The 20,211-nt window shown below is 66.7% G+C and carries 23 protein-coding genes; 15 read left to right on the plus strand and 8 right to left on the minus strand.

The window, feature by feature from the left end; all coding sequences use genetic code 11:
- The first annotated feature begins 718 nt into the window (after positions 1-718).
- Together IPG97_09090 and IPG97_09095 are read left to right on the plus strand one after the other, a co-directional pair.
- Positions 719-1,231: a hypothetical protein gene (locus tag IPG97_09090; protein MBK6856680.1), complete on the plus strand. Its 513-nt coding sequence runs from the start codon at positions 719-721 to the stop codon at positions 1,229-1,231.
- Positions 1,232-2,324: 1,093 nt separating this feature from the next.
- Positions 2,325-2,741, plus strand: a complete 417-nt coding sequence (locus IPG97_09095) for a hypothetical protein (protein MBK6856681.1) — start codon at positions 2,325-2,327, stop codon at positions 2,739-2,741.
- A gap of 60 nt (positions 2,742-2,801) precedes the next feature.
- On the opposite strand, the gene IPG97_09100 is transcribed toward IPG97_09095, so the two are convergent.
- The 7 genes from IPG97_09100 to IPG97_09130 all read right to left on the minus strand — a co-directional run bounded on the left by IPG97_09100 (position 2,802) and on the right by IPG97_09130 (position 8,887).
- A complete protein-coding gene (locus IPG97_09100) occupies positions 2,802-3,104 on the minus strand; it encodes a hypothetical protein (GenBank protein MBK6856682.1) in 303 nt (100 codons plus the stop codon).
- 485 nt (positions 3,105-3,589) lie between these two features.
- On the minus strand, positions 3,590-4,750 hold the full coding sequence (locus tag IPG97_09105; protein MBK6856683.1) for a restriction endonuclease: 1,161 nt from the start codon (positions 4,748-4,750) through the stop codon (positions 3,590-3,592).
- A 70-nt stretch (positions 4,751-4,820) separates the two neighbouring features.
- Positions 4,821-5,003 carry a hypothetical protein gene (locus IPG97_09110; GenBank protein MBK6856684.1) on the minus strand — a complete coding sequence of 61 codons (183 nt, stop codon included), beginning with the start codon at positions 5,001-5,003 and terminating at the stop codon, positions 4,821-4,823.
- A 93-nt stretch (positions 5,004-5,096) separates the two neighbouring features.
- Entirely contained in the window at positions 5,097-5,393 is a 297-nt protein-coding gene (locus IPG97_09115; GenBank protein MBK6856685.1) for an AAA family ATPase, read from the minus strand.
- Positions 5,394-5,408: 15 nt separating this feature from the next.
- Positions 5,409-6,950, minus strand: a complete 1,542-nt coding sequence (locus tag IPG97_09120; protein MBK6856686.1) for an AAA family ATPase — start codon at positions 6,948-6,950, stop codon at positions 5,409-5,411.
- A gap of 289 nt (positions 6,951-7,239) precedes the next feature.
- The gene (locus tag IPG97_09125; GenBank protein MBK6856687.1) at positions 7,240-7,440 is read right to left on the minus strand and encodes a hypothetical protein; all 201 of its coding nucleotides are present in this window, start codon (positions 7,438-7,440) and stop codon (positions 7,240-7,242) included.
- A gap of 64 nt (positions 7,441-7,504) precedes the next feature.
- A complete protein-coding gene (locus IPG97_09130) occupies positions 7,505-8,887 on the minus strand; it encodes a site-specific integrase (protein ID MBK6856688.1) in 1,383 nt (460 codons plus the stop codon).
- 281 nt (positions 8,888-9,168) lie between these two features.
- On the opposite strand from IPG97_09130, the gene IPG97_09135 reads away from it, so the two are divergent.
- The 7 genes from IPG97_09135 to IPG97_09165 all read left to right on the plus strand — a co-directional run bounded on the left by IPG97_09135 (position 9,169) and on the right by IPG97_09165 (position 16,044).
- Positions 9,169-9,618 carry a hypothetical protein gene (locus tag IPG97_09135; protein MBK6856689.1) on the plus strand — a complete coding sequence of 150 codons (450 nt, stop codon included), beginning with the start codon at positions 9,169-9,171 and terminating at the stop codon, positions 9,616-9,618.
- An 85-nt stretch (positions 9,619-9,703) separates the two neighbouring features.
- Positions 9,704-9,907, plus strand: a complete 204-nt coding sequence (locus IPG97_09140) for a relaxase domain-containing protein (protein MBK6856690.1) — start codon at positions 9,704-9,706, stop codon at positions 9,905-9,907.
- A 27-nt stretch (positions 9,908-9,934) separates the two neighbouring features.
- Entirely contained in the window at positions 9,935-13,024 is a 3,090-nt protein-coding gene (locus tag IPG97_09145; protein ID MBK6856691.1) for a relaxase domain-containing protein, read from the plus strand.
- 77 nt (positions 13,025-13,101) lie between these two features.
- Positions 13,102-14,682, plus strand: a complete 1,581-nt coding sequence (locus IPG97_09150; protein ID MBK6856692.1) for a hypothetical protein — start codon at positions 13,102-13,104, stop codon at positions 14,680-14,682.
- Between the two features lie 148 nt (positions 14,683-14,830).
- The gene (locus IPG97_09155; GenBank protein ID MBK6856693.1) at positions 14,831-15,211 is read left to right on the plus strand and encodes a hypothetical protein; all 381 of its coding nucleotides are present in this window, start codon (positions 14,831-14,833) and stop codon (positions 15,209-15,211) included.
- A 37-nt stretch (positions 15,212-15,248) separates the two neighbouring features.
- Complete coding sequence (locus tag IPG97_09160; GenBank protein ID MBK6856694.1) at positions 15,249-15,767, plus strand: hypothetical protein; 519 nt, start codon at positions 15,249-15,251, stop codon at positions 15,765-15,767.
- A gap of 64 nt (positions 15,768-15,831) precedes the next feature.
- A complete protein-coding gene (locus tag IPG97_09165; GenBank protein MBK6856695.1) occupies positions 15,832-16,044 on the plus strand; it encodes a hypothetical protein in 213 nt (70 codons plus the stop codon).
- A 4-nt stretch (positions 16,045-16,048) separates the two neighbouring features.
- On the opposite strand, the gene IPG97_09170 is transcribed toward IPG97_09165, so the two are convergent.
- Entirely contained in the window at positions 16,049-16,228 is a 180-nt protein-coding gene (locus IPG97_09170) for a hypothetical protein (GenBank protein ID MBK6856696.1), read from the minus strand.
- Positions 16,229-16,273: 45 nt separating this feature from the next.
- Here IPG97_09170 and IPG97_09175 point away from each other — a divergent pair, with 45 nt between their 5' ends.
- From IPG97_09175 to IPG97_09200, 6 genes are all read left to right on the plus strand, one after another.
- The gene (locus IPG97_09175; protein ID MBK6856697.1) at positions 16,274-16,510 is read left to right on the plus strand and encodes a hypothetical protein; all 237 of its coding nucleotides are present in this window, start codon (positions 16,274-16,276) and stop codon (positions 16,508-16,510) included.
- Positions 16,507-16,749 (plus strand): hypothetical protein, encoded by a 243-nt coding sequence (locus IPG97_09180; GenBank protein MBK6856698.1) that lies wholly within the window; start codon positions 16,507-16,509, stop codon positions 16,747-16,749. The genes IPG97_09175 and IPG97_09180 overlap by 4 nt, the downstream gene beginning before the upstream one ends.
- A 185-nt stretch (positions 16,750-16,934) precedes the next feature.
- Positions 16,935-17,372, plus strand: a complete 438-nt coding sequence (locus IPG97_09185) for a plasmid pRiA4b ORF-3 family protein (GenBank protein ID MBK6856699.1) — start codon at positions 16,935-16,937, stop codon at positions 17,370-17,372.
- A gap of 71 nt (positions 17,373-17,443) precedes the next feature.
- Positions 17,444-17,629, plus strand: a complete 186-nt coding sequence (locus tag IPG97_09190) for a hypothetical protein (GenBank protein ID MBK6856700.1) — start codon at positions 17,444-17,446, stop codon at positions 17,627-17,629.
- Between the two features lie 4 nt (positions 17,630-17,633).
- Positions 17,634-18,170: a hypothetical protein gene (locus IPG97_09195; GenBank protein ID MBK6856701.1), complete on the plus strand. Its 537-nt coding sequence runs from the start codon at positions 17,634-17,636 to the stop codon at positions 18,168-18,170.
- Between the two features lie 826 nt (positions 18,171-18,996).
- Positions 18,997-20,166: a hypothetical protein gene (locus tag IPG97_09200; GenBank protein MBK6856702.1), complete on the plus strand. Its 1,170-nt coding sequence runs from the start codon at positions 18,997-18,999 to the stop codon at positions 20,164-20,166.
- The last annotated feature ends 45 nt before the right edge of the window (positions 20,167-20,211 follow it).

Raw genomic sequence — 20,211 nt, forward strand, 5'->3', positions numbered from 1 at the left:
CGAGGAGCTCACAGATACGCGTAGGGTCAACAATCACAGGGGTCCTCGGCTCTGGTTGGCGTAGAGAACCGCCAGATTCGCAGGACCCCTGTACCGCGCCCGGGATCCCTCAGCCGCCGATCACTTCCCCCTCAGATCCGAAGCGCCCGATTACCTCATCGCTCTCGCACGCGCGGAACGCAGCACACATATCGGACCTGGGACCGTCGCCTCGTCGACGGCTAGCTCCATCACTCAGAAATACTCCAGCACCACCGGAGCGAGTACCTCGAAGACCCGAGCCCTTCCACCTAGGAGCGCCCTCGGGGTCTTCGGGCGGTTCCGATCCTCAGCTGAACGAGGGGGCCTGAACCCCTATGGCCCCGCACACCTGACGCCGAGCAGCCATGTCGATCTGCCTCCATGCACGGGCGAGCCTTCTACTGACCCCGGGATCACGCGCTCAAAGTCTGGTGAGGCAGGTCGTTTCCTTGACGGGCTGTCAGGGCTAGGTTAGCTTCCGGGCGGCACGTGTGGCGACCAAGGGCGAGAAATGTCACGGCGATTGAAACCCGGATTCGAGGCATTGGCGGCCCTGTGCTCAGCTGCGGTGCTGGCCGCTTGTGGCGCGCCGAGCGATGACCTACGGATGGGTAGTCCGCCCTCTCCCACCTTTCAGACCATACCCGCTCCCACTTACGACCCTGGCGAGGGTGGACGAAGGTTGCCGAGTGTTGGATTGACGGTCGAGGAAATCATCGACCCCACAACCGCAGTCGGTTGCATGACGATCGATGCATACGAGAATCTCGATGAGTCTGGGCGCCGGGCGATCCCTCCCCCAAACCGTTTAGAACCAAGACCCCGTGAGGTCACATTAGCCGACGCCAATCAAGCGATTGACATTTCTTCCCGTCATCTCGAATCGCATGGACTGCAGGTCGGCGTCGAAAGCATCGTGTTCATTGAACCCTTTACTGCGCTGCAGCGTTCTGTCACAGTGCATTTTGTCTTCACGGACCCGGTCGAACTACCACACGACCTTGGCTTGCCTCCTGGAGATCAACCCGGGGATGAGTTGCGCGTATTTAGCGAGGATGATGTGCGCAAGACGCGACCAGTCGAATCTGAAGCTGATCGTGACCTGTTCCGCAGTGCCGGCGCAGCGGACATTGTTGTTGATCTGGAACGAGCGGAGCCGGTATGGATTATGCCATTGGAGGACGCACTGTGGTGTCGGTTCGGCGGGTAGCCCGCGTACAGTTTCTCGCTATACTGGCATTGTGTGCAGCCTGTATGCCGACAGATAGTTACGGGATGTGGACAGGTGCGTGGGACTCAATAAGCGAGGATGACCACGGATTCGAGTACGCTGATTGGCCCAATGCCATGTTGTTTCAATACTCGAACTTTGGCACAGTTAAGACTGCCCTAGAACAGGCCGGCGGGGGCAATGAGGGTTCCGGTACGTCCAAGATGTGGATGATCGGCAACCAGGTAGACGATGACATTTGGAAGCACGGAAGCACCGGCTCGAAGGACCAAGGGCCGTGGCGTTGCACGTGGTTGAATTACGACTGGAGGCACATGCGCTACTATGGTGACCCTGCGTACGGGTCCGCCAGCAGCGCGGTGTACGGGAGCCTAGTCGTCGGTACAGCGCACTACGATCTTCGAGAGCACTGCGGAAATGCAGAGTACGGCTACACCGAGTGGGCAGAGTATGTCTGGCGGATTAACTTGCACTGCCGAGGATATGACATTGAGGATTACGTCGCAAGTGTTCCCGAGACTGCGGGCGACTATCAGCGAAGGAACAACCCTCGATACCGTTGGCTGAGTGATGGCACGGCCACGGTGATAAAGATGGGCGTTGAGACCGACGTTCGATGTGATCTTACCTTTTGACGGATCGGCCACTTAGGCTGTCGCCCACCCCGAATTCTTCGCCCTGACTCGAGCGCCCCCGGTCACTCCTCGGACGCTTCGTCAGGCGGGGGTGATGATTCAGGCTTCGCCGCCGAAGGAACGGACGCGCTGATCGGTGCCCTGCTGCGTGACGCGGCGGACGAACATCTGGCATCACCGAGTTGGTCGTCGACTCAGTCGGAGCGGCGAGACGGCGAATGTGGCTTCGTCGGCGTAGGCGCATCCTGATGATCGGTGCAGCGGCTGGCTCCGTGGGAGTGATTGCCGTGACGACGGGGATCCGCGTGTCGAACGGTCGCGACTCGCAGAATTTGGAGGCAGTGTCGACGTCGACCATCTCGTCAAGCGCCCCTGCTTCGGCCACGTCCTCCGACGTTCCAACAGAACCCACGACGCCCGGACTCGACCAGGTTCCATTGGAGTTTCGTCAAGATGTTGCCATCGCGTGGACAGGCCGGGAGGTCGTCGTGTGGGGTGGCGACATCGAGGCGTTCAACCAGGGCGTATCGGGCCAGAACAGGACGTTCTCGGACGGTGCGGCATTCGACGTCGCCTCCGGCTCGTGGCGGATGATGAGTCCAGGACCGATCACCGAGGTCGGGGTGGACCACGATCGTCGGACGGTCGCGGTCGATGACGGCGTCGTGGTGGCGAACGGGACCGACGTCGCACTTTGGAACCCCGCAGCCAACACGTGGCGCTCGATGGAGGATCTGCCCGGCCGTTCGGGACGAGTCGACATCGTGGCGGGACGAGGCCGGCAGCACTTGGGAGACCTGGCCGACGACGTCGGACCAGTTCCGAATCCAGTGCAACACGGCGCACGCCGCTGAGCGCCTGGCCAGATCGGTCGACTCTCACTGAACCTGCAGCATCGCGGACTTCTGGCTGCGTCAACCCGTCGGTTCGCGGGCGAGCAGAACTGCTGCGACCACGGCGGGCATTCCAAGAATCACGAAGTCTCTCGATGCCGACGCGACCGGAGTCATGCAACTGTCCACGTTGGAGTACTCCACGCGTGCACAGCGGCGCTCGTCGCTCAGTTCGTGGGCGACAGCCCCTGCAGCGGTCGCCGCGACGATGAAGCAAGCCACCCCGAGACGATGAGCCCACAGTTCGTGCTTTGCGGCGCGGTTGAGAACGAAAGCGAACCCGCCTGCGGCTGCGATGATCGCGATGCCCAGTAGCGGGGTCAAGATCGTGCCGTTGGGGAACGAGTGGGGTCGGTCACCCCAAAGGTCGAGCCCGAACGCCAGAGGCCACGACTCCGTAGCGAAAAGGTGCAGCCCACCCCTGCCAGCACGGCCGCGTAGATCCCATCGATCATCAGGGCGACTGTCAATCGGGTGGACACTGGAGTCATCTGGTCACCGATCTGCCACGGGCCGGTACCAGCGTGACCTGCGAACCGCTTTGGTCGAACCGCATGCGGGGAACCTACTTCCGCGCGGTGCCGAACTCTTGCTCACGATCACCGGCCCAGTAGGGGCCCGTCGGGGGAGTGGCTCGGGGAGCAACCCAGGGAGCTTGCCCGGCTTCTATGCGGCTATCAGGAACGTTCCTGCTGCGGGGGCTCGTGGGGTAATGGTACGAGTCCCCCCTCCGACACCACCTGACCAGGGCAAACGCCCTGGTCAGCGCAGTTTTCGGGCGAGTTGCGGCGGCCCGGATCGGGCTCTTGTCATTGGTTTGTCATCACTGCTGTGTGGTGCGCTCCCGCGAGGTCGGTCGGGTTCGCCTCCGCAGCGAGAGATCGCACTCGTCGGGCGAGGCGATCGACGCGACCGAGGATCGCGGTCGGCTTGCCGCTGAGGTCGACCGTGGTGACCTCCAGCCGCTTGCCGGCGTGGGGTATGACGTGCTCGACGGCCTCGGCCTCACCGGCCGCGTAGACGAGCAGGCCAGCGGGGAGGTCCAGGCCGATGACGTACGCCAGCAGCTGGTAGAGGTCTGGATGCTTGATCCCGGACACGTTGATCCGCTTGTACTTCGCGTCGCCGACGAATCGACAGCGTCCGCTCTGCCACCACGACAGGTCCGGTTCGAGCTTGATCTTTCCGTGGACATCGAGCGCTGACCGAACCTTCCTCCCTTCCGGGAAGGACGAGGAGCTGAGGCCAAGTGCCTCTCGTAGGGCTACCCGTAGGAAGTCCTCGAACGCCTGGTTCATGTCCACCACGAGCCCTGCGCCTTGGCGGGTCCCCTCGGCGACTTCGATCGAGGTCGATCGGATGACGAGTTCGGCGAGATCGGCCGCGACCTTGAAGTGCCGGTTGAGGCGGTTCCATGCGATCACGGGCATGGTGGCGGGCGTGAAGTCGACCGCTGTCACACCCTCAGCGAGGACGGAGGAGCAGAAGCTCAAGGTTGAGCGCACGCGTTGTGACCGGATCGGAAGGCGAGATAGCCGCCGCAGCGCGGAAAGGAGCAGGCGGTTGAGGTCCGTGTCGGTCGTGTAGTCGTCGAACCGAACCTCGATGGGCGCGCTCATGCCGAAGCGTCGGCGGAGCTGGTCGTCGAAGCGGACCCGGCCCCGCAGCGTGGTCAACGAGTCCTCCTCGACCCGGTAGCCCTGCAGCACTCCTCGCCTGAGCGCCCGGTTCAGTTCGCGCCCGTACAGAGCGGCCATGCCCTCGACGAGGTCGGTTTCGGATGCGTACGTCGCCTCGCGGTCCTGCCATCGGATTGGGTCCAGAGCAAAGGAGAGAAGGAACAGCACGCGATCCGCGGGCACTTTCGGACGCACGATCACCACTCGCGAGTCGAGGGCGACCACGCCGACCTCCGACCCCGGGACGATGTCGTAGGTCCCGGGTGCCTCCCACGACGGCGAGACGGACATGCTCGGCAGCAGCCGGCGGAGACTCCCTGCCTCATCCGGCGTGAGATCGACAGCCTTCGCCGGTACGTACTCAGTCAGCTTCAGCGGCTTGTGGAGCATCAGCGTCCTCGGGAGCTGTAGGTGTGCTGCTGAGATTGTCGAGGGCGAACTCCCCGAGCCGTTCGTCTTCGCCGAACAGCTGCTCAGCGATGTACGGCAGCACCGAGTGCTCCCATATCAGGTCGATCCAATCGTCGTCCAGGTCATCACGCATGAAGTGGCTCGGGCCGACTGCAGCGTGTCGGTCCTCGAGCAGCGCGTTCGCCCGCTCGATGACGTCGGCGATCCACGCGAGGTCGGGCTTATTTCATTCGAGCCACCGGCGCAGCAGCCCCTCGACGGGTGGCTCATCCGGGAAGAAGGGCACGAAGTAGAAGCGTCGGCGGAGCGCGCCGTCGACGATGGCGATCGAGCGGTCGGCGGTGTTCATGGTCCCGATCACCCAGAGGTTCTCCGGCAGGCGGAAGGGTGCGTCGGCGTACTGGAGCGTGATCTCCTCCTTGCGGTACTCGAGGAGGAAGTACAGCTCGCCCAGGACCTTGGCCAGGTTGCTCCGGTTGATCTCGTCGATGATTAGGACGTGCGTGCCCTGCGGGCTCTCGATCGCCCGTTCAGCTGCTCAGAGCAGCGGTCCGTCCCGGAGGCTGAAGCCTCCGCCGCCGTCTGAGGGGCGATAGCCCTGTACGAAGTCCTCGTAGCTGTACGACGGATGGAACTGGACGAGCTCGACCGAACCGTCCGTCCCGGCGAGGTGCTCGGCGAGCTTCCGTGCGACGTAGGTCTTTCCAGTCCCTGGAGGTCCGTGGAAGATGATCTGCCGCTTCTGGCCCAGGAGCTGCGTCACGCGATCGAGGAAGTCGGAGCCCTCGGCCAGGTAGAGGGAGCGCGCCAGCTCATCGAGGGTGCTCTCGTCCTCGGGGGTTTCGCCGCCCCGCCAGCGGTCGAAGGCCAGCTTGTCCTCGTCTGACCAGGTGTCCTGCGCCGGGTACTTGGTGACGCACCAGACGAGACCCTGGGCGTCGAGCCGGTCGCGCAGGACCAGTCCCCGAGTTGCCCCTTCCTCGATGAAGCGGTCGAGGAAGTCCAGCGCGCCGAGGTACACCTCGCTCGGTGATGCACCTGCTGCGGGCGAGGGCATCTGGGCGAGATCGCGAGCCCGCTTGAACGGTTGGGGCTTGTAGGTCGGGTACTGAGTCGCGTCATCGGCCATCAACAGGTACGAGGCAATGTTGAGCTTGGCCCCGACTGCGCCGAGCTCACTCGCCGGGACCAAGTCGAGGAAGGCGTCGATCCTGGGGGCGATGTCCCCCTCACCCCAGATTGCGGCCAGCGCGGCCTCGGAGGAGCCATCGGCGTCGATCCAGGTAAGGAACCGATCGTGGACCCGCCAGTCGGTGAGGTTGTTGTGCGAGTTCTGGAACCCGGTACGAAGCGACGGCCGCCACTCGTTTCCCTCGGCGAGCGCTGCCTTTGCCTTCTCCAGCGGCTCAACGGCCTTGAACTTGTAGTCGCGCTCGTCGGCATCGAACGTCGGTGATTCGTAGAACTTCTTCGTCCACTTGACGAAATGGTCCCATGCGCCCGAACCGCCGCCCTGCCACTGCGGCCGCAAGCGCTCGTCGTAGAAGTCGAACTCCTCGCCGTACGTCGGAGTGAGCTCGACACGGATCGCTTCGAGCTGGCGATCGATGTCCGGACCGGCGCCTTCGGCGAGTGAGGAGAATCGCTTCGCGATCAGTTGCTTGTGCTCTCGGGAAACGATGGCCTCGAACGCCTCGGTGTGGACGAGGTGGAGGAGGCCCTCGCGCTGCGCGTAGGCGCTGTGGATCGGCAGGTCGAAGAGGAAGCTCTTGAACGACCATGGGTCCGACAGGTTCTTGTCCCGCTCAGCGCCGGAGAGGGCCTTCCATGCCTCGCCGAACTCGATCAGGAAGCTCAGTTGCAGGTCGCGCCGGGTCAAGTAGAAGGTCCCCGGGTTGATGAAGCCGTGGTCGAGGGCACCGTGTAGCGCTGCGGGCACCTCGACCGGACTGTCCATGAACGAGAGGATCACCGCCATGATCTGGAGCTTCTTCTTGCCGGTCACCGTCGACGGCAGGAGGAAGTGGATGTAGTGGAGCTCCGCCATGAGCTGGATCACCGCGTCGTCGGCACCTCGCAACTGTCCTTCGAGCTTCTCGGAGGCTCCTTGCCAAGGTCCGGCTGTTCGATGAAGTGCTGCCGAAGGCTCGCGAAGTTGGCGGCAGTCCACACGGTCTGTCCGGGCGTGAAGGCGGACCCGTCCTGTCGAAGGCCCTCGTCGATCACGACCTGCATCGCCTGGTAGACGCCAGGGTCACCGGTTCGCCTCCGTGTCTTCGTCATGGCGGAAGCCTACGCAGGTGCGTCAGACGGCACCGCCCACGTGGCGGCCCAGCAACCACAGGTCCGCCGCTTTGACCGTAGGGTCTTCAAGCGCCGCGGACTCGGGTGGCATGGCTCGCTCGCGTCAACCCCACGTAGATCTTGCGGTGGTTCTCGTCGGAGCTGTCGAGCCCGGTCTGCACGGCCTGCTGGGCGTTGGTGTCGAGCGCCACGTCAACGCGACGCCACTCGCGATCGCACGCGGCCCGATCGCCGCCGATTGTCACCTTCTGGAGATACGTGTTCACCCCCGGCAGCTCGCGTCGCTCGATCGTGCCATGCCAGCCAGATCCGGTCGCGGAGCGGAGGAGATCATCTGTCGGCGTTCCAACCCCGGCGGAAGATCCTCGCTGCTACGCGGTCGGCGGCGTCGGACTGCAGGGGGCGACGGACGTGGGTGTAGATCTCGCTGGTGATGTGGGTGCTGCTGTGGTCGAGGCGGTCGCTGACGACGTGGATGTCGATGCCCTCCTCCAAGGCGAGCGTCGCCCACGTGTGGCGGAGGCCGTGGAGCTTCAGCCTCGGTAGCGGATCCTCGGGGTTGGCCTTGTTGTAGGCGTCCTGCTTGCGGAGGAACTCCCGGCTGAACCGCTCGGGGTGCAGAGGAACGCCGTCGGCCCGGCAGAAGATCCAGCCTTCGTTGCGGTAGCCGGCGCCGAGCATCCGCTTCAGCTCGGCCTGGCGCTCGTGGAGGTCGCGGAGCATCTGGACGGTGCCGACGTCGAGAGCGATCGTGTGGCCTGCCTTGGTCTTCGGCAGGTCCTTGACCACGACGCGGTGGCGGACCATGCAGATCTGGCGGGACATGATCGCCGTGGCACGGTCGAGGTTCACGTCCTCCCACTTCAGTCCGAGCACCTCGCCTCGACGGGAGCCAGAGGTGGCGAGGTAGATCCAGGCCGGCATGTAGGGGCTGTCGGCGACGAAGTCGAGGAACCTGGCGAGCTGCTCGTCGGTCCACGCAGGTGGCCGGCCCTTGCGTGTCGAGGAGACTGGTGGGGGAGTTGCGACAGATGCGACGTTGCGGGTCACGCGGTTCCAGCGCATCGCGTCTCGCAGCGCGGCGTGGATGATCGTGTGGACGTAGCGGACCATCCGGTTGCTCAGGCCCGCGCTCTTCTCGGCTGGCTTCGGCTGCTGGGCACGTCGATGTGCGGCGGCCACGGCGTCTCGGGTGATGCCGACCTCAGCGGGGAATGCTTCGCCGACGGCGTCGGCGACCTGCTGCCAGGTGTTGCCGTCGGCCTTCAGTTTGGCGATGAGGTCGAGCACGGCGGGGTCGTGGTGGCGGGCAGGAACGCCAGGCGGTCGTCGACCGGAGTCGAGGAGCTTTCGGTAGAGGGCGTTGAGGTCCATCGGCGTCAGCTCTTGGAGCCGGATGCCCCCGATGTAGGGGACGACGTGGAGCGCGATGTTGCGGGAGTAGCTGACGTAGGTGCTCTCTTCGAGCGTCGGTGGCAGCTGGGTCGGTAGCCACTCGTCGGTGAGGAACTCGGCCACGGTGAGCCGGTCTGGCTTCACCCAGCTCCCGGTGGCCATGGCGGTGAGGGCTTCGGCCCGGGCGGTCTCGGCCTCCTTGCGGGTGGCGAAGCCGCCCTTGGAGACCTGGCGGCGGGTGCCGTCGCCTTCGGTGACGTAGAGGTAGTAGGTCCAGGTCGATCCGCGCTTGCGGATGTTGTTGCGGCCGGTGGTCATCGCCTTCTCCTGTGGACACGTCCGACTCAAGGTCGGAGCGGTTTGGAAGGCGACGGATTCCCACCGTCACGAGGGGCCCGCCGGCTCCGGATCGGTGTGGGCAGGATCGCTTGTCATCGTCGCACGGCACGGTCGACCTGACCAGTCGCACGCCCGACCGGGCGGTTGCGTCGCACATCGAGGACAAGAAGTCGGGAGGAATCGCGGATTTCTACGCGGGATCTGGCTCCGAAATCGGCCTACGTAGGTGACGGGATCTTCGCGCCCGTTCGGAGGTCGCCATGGCAGCCGAGCAGCTCACGTTTCTGGACCTCGAACCGGAGGCGCCGGTTCGCGAGCCTGCGCGCCCGCGGGCGCGTCCAGCCGCAGCTGCCCAGCCCTCAGCGGCGGATAGCGCTGCGGAGCTGGTGGCGGGGGAGGTGCTGATCGAGCACCGCTATCCCGAAGCCCTCGGGTTCCTGCGCGAGCACGGGCCCGATGCGGTGGCGGTGCTGCAGGTCCTCGTCGCCCAGGCCGAGTCGGTCGACGGGCGGCTGGTGGTGGCGGTGAGCACTCGGGGCGTTGCCGAACGGCTCGGTTTCTTGTCCAAGGACAGCGCCCACCGTCGGCTGCGCCAGCTCCGCCGAGCCGGAGTCCTCGAAGGCCTCCCGCGGACCGGACCGATGGACCGGCCCACCTACGTGGTCCACCTCCGCGGCACCGGCATCACCGTCACCCACCCCGCCGGCTGAAGGAGCGACCCGTGACCACCCCGACCGGAGCGCAAGCGTCGCAACAACAGACAGACGAGTGCACGCGGACGTGCGGGAGGCGGCCGTGACCGCCCGGGTGACCACGCTCAAGGGCCCCGACGCCGGCGCGTACTACGTCGACGGCCCCGGCCGGTACTACCTCGACGGCGACGAGCCGCCCGGCCGGTGGCTCGGTCGTGGCGCCGCCGCGCTCGGCCTCGCCGGGGAGGTGGACGACGACGACTTCCTGTCGTTGATGGACGGCCGGGACCCGACGACCGGTGAGTAGCTGGGTACGAGCCACCACGAGCGCACCGTGCGGGGCTTCGACGTCACGTGCTCAGCGCCGAAGTCGGTATCGGTCCTGTTCGCCATCGGCGACGACCGAGTCCGCCAGGAGGTCCTCGAAGCCCACGACGCGGCAGTTGCTGCCGCGTTCGGGTGGATCGAGGACCACGCCCATTGTCGCCACCGGGTCGACGGCGAGGTGTGGACCGTCGACACCCGGAGCCTCGTCGCGGCCGCGTTCCGCCAGCACACCAGCCGGGCGCACGACCCCCAGCTCCACACTCACCTCGTGATCCCGAACCGGGTCATTGCCCCCGACGGCCGGTGGCTGGCGCTCGATGCCCGGACCCTCAAGCACGACCAGCGCACCATCTCGGCCCTCTACGCGGCTGGTCTGCGGGCCGAGCTGACTTCCCGGCTCGGCGTCCGGTGGAACGACGTCGTGAACGGTCAGGCCGAGATGGCCGACGCCCCGGGCGAGGTCCTCGACGCCTTCTCCCAGCGCACCGTCCAGATGGCCCGCCGCCTGGATGAGAAGACCGACCGGTTCGTCGACCAGCTCGGACGACGGCCCACGCCCCGGGAGCGGTGGCGCATCGAACGAGAAGCCGCCATCGACAGCCGCGCGTCCAAGACCAGCAAAGACGCCCAGACCCTCCACGAGCAGTGGCTCGACCAGCTCGACGCCCTCGGCCACACCCCTGGCGACTACCTCGACCAGGTGATCGGGCGTACCCGTCCGATCGAGCCTGACGCCACCACCGACCGCGACGCCGTCATCGACGCCTTGTCCTCGCTGCGAGACACCCAGTCGACGTGGCGACCCGCCGAGATCACCCGAGAGATCGCCGCCGCCCTGCCCACCCGGCTCGGCGGTACCGCCACCGACACCGTCGAACGAGCGCAACGACTGGCGTCGCACGTCGAGGACACACTGACCGTCGACATCTCCCGACCCGTGCCCGACCACGTCCCGATCCGCCGGGACGGGCGACCGGTCACCGAAGGAGCCCTCGATCGGATCCTCACCACGCGGGCGATCCTCGACGAGGAGGAGCACATCCTCGACCTCACCCGTCGCTGGGCCGTTGAAGGCGGGAGTGACGTCCAAGACATCGATCCCGACGGCGAACTGACCGCAGTCCAGCAGCACGCCGCTGGGGCTGTCGCAGGAGAGCGACGCCTCGTGCTCGTGGTGGGGCCGGCGGGCACCGGCAAGACCACCGCCATGGCGCCGGCCGTCGCCCGCCTCCATGCCCAGGGCCGCCCATGTTTCGGTGTCGCCCCGTCAGCCACGGCTGCCGAAGTGCTTGCTGTGGACACCGGCATCGACGCCGACACCCTCGACAAGCTCCTCATCGAGCACCGCCTCGACCGACCACCCCAGCATCGCTACGACCTCCCGACCGGCGCGACGGTCGTGGTCGATGAAGCAGCGATGGTGGCGACCCCACGATTGGCCGAGCTGATCGACCTGGCCGAGCGGCGGGACTGGCGGCTGGCGTTGGTCGGTGACCCGATGCAGTTCTCCGCCGTTGGCCGCTCCGGCATGTTCGGCCACCTCGTCGACACCATCGGCGCCGTCGAGCTGGACCGGGTCCACCGGTTCGACGCGTCCTGGGAGCGAGACGCCAGCCTCCGGCTCCGCCGAGGCGACACCGACGTCGTCGCCCTCTACGACCACAACGACCGCCTCCACGGTGGCACCTCCCGCCAGATGGCCATCGCCACCGTCCACGCCTGGCGACGCGCCATCGAGGGTGGCGAGAGCGCCGCCATGATGGCCCCGACCCGAGAGGCGGTCGCGGTGCTGAACGAGATCGCCCAGAAGCTTCGCTTCGCTGTCGGCGAGGTCGATGCCAGCAGCCCATCGGTGAAGCTCGGACCGATCCGAGCCCACGTCGGTGACCTGATCGCCACCCGCCGCAACGACCGGACGCTGCTCACCGACCGAGGACGGATGGTCAAGAACCGCGACCACTGGACCATCGAGGCTGTCCACCCCGATGGGGCGCTCATCGTGGCCGGCACGACGGGGCAGGTGACCCTGCCCGCCGACTACGTCGCAGGGGACGTCGAGCTGGCTTACGCCGAGACCAGCCACGCCACCCAGGGCCGCACCGTCGACCGCTCCTTCCTCTACCTCGACAGCCCCACCGACACCCGAGGCATCTACGTCCCGCTCACCCGAGGCCGCACCACCAACGAAGCATTCGTGGTCTTGAGCGATGACCGCACCGCGGCCGAGGTGGTTGCGGAGTGCGTAGCTCGGACCTGGATCGACCAGCCCGCGACCGCCCTCCGCCTCGACCGCCTGCAGGCACCACCGGACACGGGCAGGGGAGAAGGCCACGGCGTGACGGCCGGCCCGGCAGCCAGCGGTCAGGTGCCGCTACCAGTCGACGACCTGCGGGACCTGGTCCAACGAGCCATCCGCCAACAGTCCGCCGCCGACAAGCACCAGGCCGCCCTCGACGACCACAAACAGAACCTCTCGAACCTCGCCCGCTGGGCTCGTGAGACCGACCGTGAGTACCGCAGCGCCGAGAAGCAACTCGCCGACGCGAGGCGCACCCTCGCCGAGCACGATCGGCCGCTTCATCGGCGCCAGCACCGTGCCCAGATCCGCCAGTCCAAGCACGACGTCGCCATATTGCCCCGCAATCTCAGCGAGCTCAGCCAGGAGCTGACCGACCTCGACACGAGGTACGACCGCGAGAAGAAGGCACAGCGCCGAACGATCGCCGCTGCAAAGGCCCGGCCCGACGACTACGAAATCGACAAGACCGAAGCCACCCTCGGCGATGACGCCCGCACCCGAGGCGAACAGATCGCAGCCGACCCCAACCCCCGATACCTGGACCACCTCGGCCCGATCCCGAGCAGCCCTGAGGCACGTGAGCGATGGGTGGAGACCGCTGGTCGCGTAGCCCAGCACCACGCCCTCTGGGGCGAGCCCGCCGGGCCGACGTTCGTCGGCCACATGCCCAACTTCGACAACGACGAGGACTACCGCCTCACCTTCTACGCCGCCAACCAAGCCATCCACGACCTCGACAACACCATCGGCATCCCCCGTCGAGGCATCGAGCGCGAGGCCCCGGGCCTGTCGCTCTGACCTGGTGGGAGGGGTTTAGCTTTCCGGTCGCGGCGCCGACGTACCATCGGTCGAGGGAAGGCAGCGGGGGAGGAACCGTGGATCAACTCTTGAAGGCGCCGCGGTGCGACCTGCGCGGGATCGTGGGCGGGGCCGACCGGATCGTGGTCGTCGACACCGAGACGACGGGCGTCTATCCGACCGATCGGATCGTGGAGATAGCGCTGATCACGCTGTCGCTCGACGGTGCGGTCTTGGACGTTTGGGACACCCTGGTCCAACCGGAGCGCGACGTAGGGGCGACCCACATCCACGGCATCACGCCGTCGATGGTCGCCAGCGCGCCGACCTTTGGTGATGTCGCGGGCGACATCGCAGTCCGCCTGGAAGGAGCGTGCGTCGCCGCCCACAACCTTCCCTTCGACGCGCGGATGGTCTGCGGTGAGTTCGACCGAGTCGGCATCGACGTGTCGATCCCGAAGGGCATCGACACCCTGCGAGCGACCCGATCCCGACTCATCGACGCCTGCGCCCAGCACCAGATCGCCCTCAGCGATGCTCACCGTGCTCTCGCCGATGCGACAGCGGCGGCGAACCTGCTGCTCAAGGTGCGCGGCACCTGCGAGCCAGGAGGACCCACTGCCTTGGCAGCGCCGTTGCCCCGTCAGGGCCGTGTGTTCCGGCGGGAGGACTCGGCTCCGGTCGTCGTGCCGGATCCACCGCTCATCGCCTACCTCGCCTCGCGCCTATCGCACCGGGGCGTTGAAGTCAGCGTTCTCGCCTACCTCGAACTGGTGGACCGCTGCATCGCGGACCTCCACCTCGACCCCGAGGAGCGATGGCAGCTCAGCGAGCTCGCCCGCGGTCTCGGCCTCGACGAGGGTCACATCGCGTTGGCGCATCGCAGGTTCGTGAACGAGCTCATCGACGCGGCACTGGACGATCACGAGATCACGTCGGATGAGTACGAGACGCTCGTCCGTGCCGCGGCGGCGCTCGGGGTCGACCAACAGGTCGTGGAGCAACGCACACGTGACCTCCGGGCCACCACTTCGTCTGTCTCGGTTGAAGCCGGACTTCGCGTCGTGTTCACCGGTGACCACCCCAGGTTCGAGCGCTCGGACCTCGTCGCCCACGCCGGATCTCTCGGTCTCGAGGTCCAGAGCGGAGTGACGAAGAAGACCGATCTACTCGTCGCAGCCGACCCGGAGAGCAACAGCGGCAAGGCCGCCAAGGCACGCCGCTACGGCATCCCCGTGATCGGAGCTGAGCGGTTCGCCTCGATGCGAGCTGGTGACACCCTCGAAGGCGCCGGCAAGACCGTCGCCGAATTGAAGGTGATCACCTGCCCCGACTGCTTCACGACCTGGACCGTGACCGCGACATCGTCCGAGCAACGGTCCAAGCGCTGCACCGACTGCGCCACGATCTCACGGTCTCGTCCAGATCCAGGGACGACCGAGGTCGGATCGCCACTCGCCGGGAGCCAGCACCAGGCGGAGCAGGTGCCGCCTGCGCTGCAGTCCTCGCTGCCGCCTCCACCGCCAACCCCGGCCCAGTTCGGCGGTGGAGCCGTTCCACCACAGGAACTGCTCACCTGCACGAGCTGCGGTCGGGTCTGGCAGCGGGAGCGCGTTCGGGGCCGCAAACCAACTCGGTGCCCCGCCTGCATCTCCTGAGACCAGCAGGCGTGGCACCGGCAGGCCCGTCTCGGACCGTCGCGCTGGCGCCGCGGACCGACCGGGTTCGCTTTCGATGTCACATGTCCTGGGGATGATCCGAACGAGCGGCCCCAACACACGCGGGCCGGCGACCGAGGAGGACCGGATGGATGATCAACTGGACGAAACAGGCCTACGACCACAGTTCGACGTGGCCCTGGCCCGTTATGCCGAGGATGCCGAACGTCTGGCAGAGCTCACCGAGCGACTTGCTCTGGGTGAGGTGAAGGCCGTGCTGCCTGGCGCTGAGGCCGTCGAGGTCCACGGCTGGATGAACGAGGACTGGTTGAAGGTCCTCCGCATTCGGTCGGTGCGTTCCGCGGCCGGCGAGGTTCTCTACGACGTCGAAACTGGAGCCGAGCCCGCCGTCGAGGACGCCCTTCACGAGATTGGTACTGAGCTGCTTGACCTTCTCGTCGACCTCACCGGTGACGCCTACATGGGTACGCAGGAGCTGCCAATTGGCTCGAGGGACTTCCGCGCCTGAGTTGCGAGCTCATGTTCGATCGGCTGAGCTCCCGTGAGTGGAGCGGGTCGACTTCTTTCAGGCCGGATACGCCGGCACGCCCGAGCACGACGCCGTCGTCGACATCGCTGATCGGCTGCTCGCTCACCTCCGAGAGCCGGACGTGATGTCCAGCATCCTTTTGGCGAACCAGCCCGGGCGATCGAGCGCAGAGGTCCAGAACGTCTTCCTGGCTCAGGCGCGCGAGTTGGGTTTCAGAGACGAGTCGAAGGGTCTATTCCGCGAGTACACGAGCGCCCTTCGGCCCGACTACTTCATGCCGATCGCGGGGACGGGCATCATCCTGGAGGTCGAGCGCGGCAAGACGACGATCAACAACATGGACCTCTTGGACTTCTGGAAGTGTCACATCTGCGCCCACGCGGACTACCTGTTCCTGATGGTGCCGCAGGAGCTACGCCAGAACCCGACGATGTCGCCCCGGCGGGAGTACTTGACCGTCGAGCGCCGATTGCGGACCTTCTTCGAGGAAGGCAACTACACGAACGTCCGAGGGCTGTGCCTGTTCGGGTACTGATCGCGACGACGCGCTGAATGCCGGTCCCGACCTCGTCGTCACACCGGTTGGTCATGATGGGGGCATGGCGATGACGCTGGTGTTCAAGGTCCCAGTCCACGTCGAGGTCGACGAGGTCGCCCGTGCCGTGCTCTCGGTCAAGGTCGACGACGAGCGCGCGGAGGGACCCGTCGAGGTCGTCGCCGGAGCTGAGGGCGAGGATCTGGCCGAGCTGCTCGCCCGAGGCGCCGCGGTCGCCGATGAGGCTTCGTGGCCAGTGTGGGAGTTCGGCCTGTGATGGATCAGATCCGATCGTCGACGGCGAGCTCCTCGATCGATTCGTACGTGGCTCGAAGGCTGTACTCGTTGGTGAGCGAACCCCAGGCGGCGTCGGCGACCCACTCGGGGTCGTCGTACGCAGGGTGGTCGGGTTCCACGTCGACCGTGATGGTGAACCGGTATCGGCGAAGCGAAGGATCCATGTCTCGATGGTCGCTCGAGGAGCTGGTCGTCTCGAGCGATGATCGGTGAACCGATCGATCCTGGAGGTAGCGATGTCGATCTACGTCCACTACAACGTGCCGCTGGTCGCCGAGATCGAGGTGGCGGCCGGCGAGGTGGTCGCGGTCCACCTCGACGACGAAGCCATCGAGGGTCCACTGGCGGTCACTGCCGATGGCGGTAACCCGCCATCCGAGGTGCGCCAGGAGGCGATTCGAATCGCCGAGTCCGAGATGTGGCCCGGATGGGTGCCGGGCTGGTGACCGCGCCGGTGTTCGTCCACTACCGAGCCGACATCTGGGCCGAGGTCTCGGATGACGGCGAGGTCGTGACGGTCGTGGTGGACGCGGACTCCATGGCGTACCCACTCGCCGTCCTCGGGGCGGATGGCGAGCCGATCGGTGGCCAAGCGAGTGCTGCTGCAATCGAGGCTGCCCAGTCCCAAGAATGGCCTTCTTGGGACTACAGGCCGAGCCCGGTCACGACTCCACTTCGCAGCTGAGTCACCGCAGCCACAGGTGTCGTTGGCCCCGTCGTCCGATCCTTGGGGCCGTCTAGCGTCGGAGCCATGCCGACGCCGCCCGGTCAACCCGTCGTCGACTGCACCATCGAGCTGCGTGAGGTCGAGCCGCGCGTCTGGCGCCGGCTGCTCGTCCCGGGGAGCGTTCGCTCGACAAGCTGCACCGGATGTTCCAAGCGGCGATGGGGTGGGAGGACTGCCACCTCCACGCGTTCGAGATCGGCGGCGAGCGCTACGGGATGCAGTTCGACGAGTACCCCGACGGTGAGCTGCTGGAGAAGGGCTTCACCGTCGTCACCGCGGTCGGCGCGAACGAGCGCTTCACCTACGAGTACGACTTCGGCGACTCGTGGGAGCACGAGATCACCGTCCACCGCGTGTGGCGGATGCCGAAGGGCCTGAAGTTCGCCGTCTGCCTCGACGGCGCGAACGCATGCCCGCCCGAGGATGTCGGCGGCTCGTGGGGTTACGAGCACCTCCTCACCGTGCTTGCGGACCCCACCCACGAGGAGCACGAGCACCTGAGCCAGTGGGTCGGCGGCCCGGTCGATCCCGCAGCGTTCGACCTCGCGCTCGTGAACGCCCACCTCCAGGTCGTTCGCTGATCAGGAAGAGATCCTCCTGCGAAGGGCTCCACGAGATCGACCGTCGACTGCAGGCAGATAGCGTTGATCCCATGGCTCCGGTGAAGCGTGTCTATGGCCCAGGTGAGCTGGCGGCCTTCGTTGCTGGCGGAGGTCCCGCGACCGACGACGATGTCTCGATCACCAACGACGGTCGTCGGCTGGACAGCGCCGAGGCCGTTCTCGAGTTCCTCGAGGACCTTCGGCAAGAGCGGGAAGCCGCCGAGCGTTCGGCCTGATCTGGTGGGCGACCATCCGCCGCTCGACGTCAACCGGATCGTGGAGATCTTGGATCGGCACCGCGTGCGGTATCTGCTCGTCGGTGGCGTAGCGGCTCGCCTCCACGGCGCAACGCGGCTTACCGAGGACGTCGACGTGCTGCCTGCTGACGACGACGAGAACCTACGTCGCCTTGGAGCGGCCCTCACCGAGTTGGGCGCGTTCCTTCGGGTCGGTGGCCTGAGCGACGACGAAGCCAGGGCGCTCCCAGTCCAACTCGACGGGGCGACCTTGCGAGGGATGGAAGTCTCGACCTGGCGGACGACTGCCGGCGACCTCGATGTGCTCCGCTCGCTTCGAGATCTCGACGGAGGGCGGCGCTCGTACGTGGAGCTCGAACAGCGCTCGATCGCGATCTCCACCAACGACGTTGAGATCCGCCTCGCCGGTCTCGGCGACATCATCGACTCGAAGCGATTCGCCGATCGGGAGAAAGATCACGACGCACTGCCCGAGCTCGAAGCTCTGCGAGCAGCCTCGACGGAGGGCGACGAACCCTGAGCGCTCGCCGCATCGTCGGACAGGGGAGTTGCGCGACACACCCGACTGCTCGGCGCCGGCGTGCTGATGACAAGTGATGAAAAGGTGGGCGAGTCGGGCGGGGGAGCGGGCCGTCACGGCTGGTCGCGACGGGCGAAGGATCGCAACTCCGCAGTCCGACTTGTCATCAGACTTGTCACCAAACGTGATGACAAACGGGGGTTCTCAGCGATACGGGCTGGTACGAGACCCAGACGAAAACCCGCTCTGACCTGCACGGATAGGGACGCATCGGCACGCATTGTCACCCGAAACTGCGGCGTTCAAGTCCCCCCTCCGACACCAGAAAATGGGCATCGACCCACGGCGAGCCGCAACCTAGAACCCACCCTCCCGACGACGGCCGCGTGACGGCGCGCGGTGGGTCGACCGGGTTTGGCACGGCGACGGTGGCGGCATTCGGGCGTGGCGTGGTGCCCGTGATGACGGGCGCTGGTGGTCTGCAGGTGTCCTTCGCCGTGGTGGTGGAGGCGTGACCCTCGGGAGGTCCCCGCCATGACCGGACGCGCGCCCCAGTGGTTCCCCGACCGGTGGACCCAGCTCCCGCTGCCTCGACTGTTCGACGATGAAGCGGATCCGCCGACACCAGATGTCGGATGTCGTCCTTGTAACTACACGTGTGCAACCCCGTCCGGGAAGGAGGGTCATTTGGCGCGAAGTCCGACGGAGTCCCGGGCCGCTGGAAGGACGGCTTTAGCGCCGAAAGGCGCCCCTTGGCGGGGGTGAAGCAGACGTGGATCATCGCCTCGGAGGTCGACCGCCGACCTCAGATGTCCAGGAGAAGTCGATGCGTCCCGCCCCCGTCCCGCCTGCCCCTCAACGCGGCGAGGGCGATCTCGAACCGGTGGTTGGGCGGGCGGCGGTCGAGGGTGGATCGCCTGGAGCCGCTGGCGGTCGCCCGCCGCTCCCTGCCCATCTCCTGCACCGCGTCGTTGCGGTGATCGCTGCCATGGCGGTGGTCGCACTCGGCATGATCATCGTCGTCGGTCCCGTCTACGTGGGATCGGCGTCGGCTGCGGGCGCCGGCTACGGGTGCGCTCCAGGCGAAGGCGTGACCGTGGTGGTCGACTTCGGTTCGCGAGGCGGCGTGCAGGTCGGCTGTGCCCCCGGCCAGCAGGCGAGCGGCCTCGATGTGCTGGCAGCCGCCGGGTTCTCGGTCGGTGCCGGTGCGGGTGCCGGAACCGTGTGCACCCTCGACGGAGTGCCTGCCGAGGGTTACCCGTACTGCTGGACCACAGGGGGTTTCTGGTCGTACTGGAAGAAGGGGAGCTGGGGCGAGGCGTGGGCGTTCAGTCGCGCAGGTGCCACTGCTGGCCCGATTCCGGTCGACAGCGTCGAGGGCTGGTACTGGGCCCAGGACTTCCGGTCCCAGGCGCCGGCGGGCGACGAGACGACGGCGCCGCCACCCACCACCGCCCCGTCGACGACGACGACGACCGAGGCTCCGCAGGCGACCACCTCGACGTCCACCACGCCGAGCTCCTCGACGACCTCGACCGTTCCTTCCCAGGGTGGCCCGACCCCGATCGACCCTGCTAACCCCGTCTCCCGATCGGCAGACGCGGCACTCGACTGGCTGCAGGCCGAGCTCGGCCGCGAGGGTGGAGCCCTGCCGGCTCCTGTGGGCTCGGAGCCGGACTGGGGTCTCACGCTCGACGCGTTGGTGGCTCTGGGACTCGGGGGCCGAAGTGACGTGCCGGAGGTCGACGAGGCCTGGCGCCGGTTCAGCTCCCAGGTGCAGCGCTACACGTCGGGCGTCGACTGGGGTGAGCCCGACTCGTACTTCGCCGGCCCGCTCGCCAAGACGGTCCTGGCCCTGTCCACCTCGGCTGGAGCGCAGCCGTCCCTGGACGTCGACGTGTACGCAGCCCGGCTCGAGGGTTCGATGCAGAGCAGCGGTGTCGACACCGGCCGGTTCAGCGACTCGGGACAGATCGGCGACACGTCGAACGGCTAAACGCAGGCGCTGTCGGTCGTCGCTCTCGCTCGCACGAGGGGCGTC

This window comes from Microthrixaceae bacterium, from assembly GCA_016702505.1.
In the GTDB taxonomy this organism is placed as follows: domain Bacteria; phylum Actinomycetota; class Acidimicrobiia; order Acidimicrobiales; family Iamiaceae; genus Aquihabitans.

What these genes read in the sequence shown, in the direction of transcription:
- IPG97_09170 (MBK6856696.1), bottom strand. Translation starts at nt 16,228, where the DNA reads ATGGATCCTTCGCTTCGCCGATACCGGTTCACCATCACGGTCGACGTG.
- IPG97_09165 (MBK6856695.1), top strand. Translation starts at nt 15,832, where the DNA reads ATGGCGATGACGCTGGTGTTCAAGGTCCCAGTCCACGTCGAGGTCGAC.
- IPG97_09105 (MBK6856683.1), bottom strand. Translation starts at nt 4,750, where the DNA reads ATGTCCGTCTCGCCGTCGTGGGAGGCACCCGGGACCTACGACATCGTC.
- IPG97_09130 (MBK6856688.1), bottom strand. Translation starts at nt 8,887, where the DNA reads ATGACCACCGGCCGCAACAACATCCGCAAGCGCGGATCGACCTGGACC.
- IPG97_09190 (MBK6856700.1), top strand. Translation starts at nt 17,444, where the DNA reads ATGGCTCCGGTGAAGCGTGTCTATGGCCCAGGTGAGCTGGCGGCCTTC.
- IPG97_09155 (MBK6856693.1), top strand. Translation starts at nt 14,831, where the DNA reads ATGGATGATCAACTGGACGAAACAGGCCTACGACCACAGTTCGACGTG.
- IPG97_09110 (MBK6856684.1), bottom strand. Translation starts at nt 5,003, where the DNA reads ATGCGTGATGACCTGGACGACGATTGGATCGACCTGATATGGGAGCAC.
- IPG97_09185 (MBK6856699.1), top strand. Translation starts at nt 16,935, where the DNA reads ATGTTCCAAGCGGCGATGGGGTGGGAGGACTGCCACCTCCACGCGTTC.
- IPG97_09200 (MBK6856702.1), top strand. Translation starts at nt 18,997, where the DNA reads ATGCGTCCCGCCCCCGTCCCGCCTGCCCCTCAACGCGGCGAGGGCGAT.
- IPG97_09135 (MBK6856689.1), top strand. Translation starts at nt 9,169, where the DNA reads ATGGCAGCCGAGCAGCTCACGTTTCTGGACCTCGAACCGGAGGCGCCG.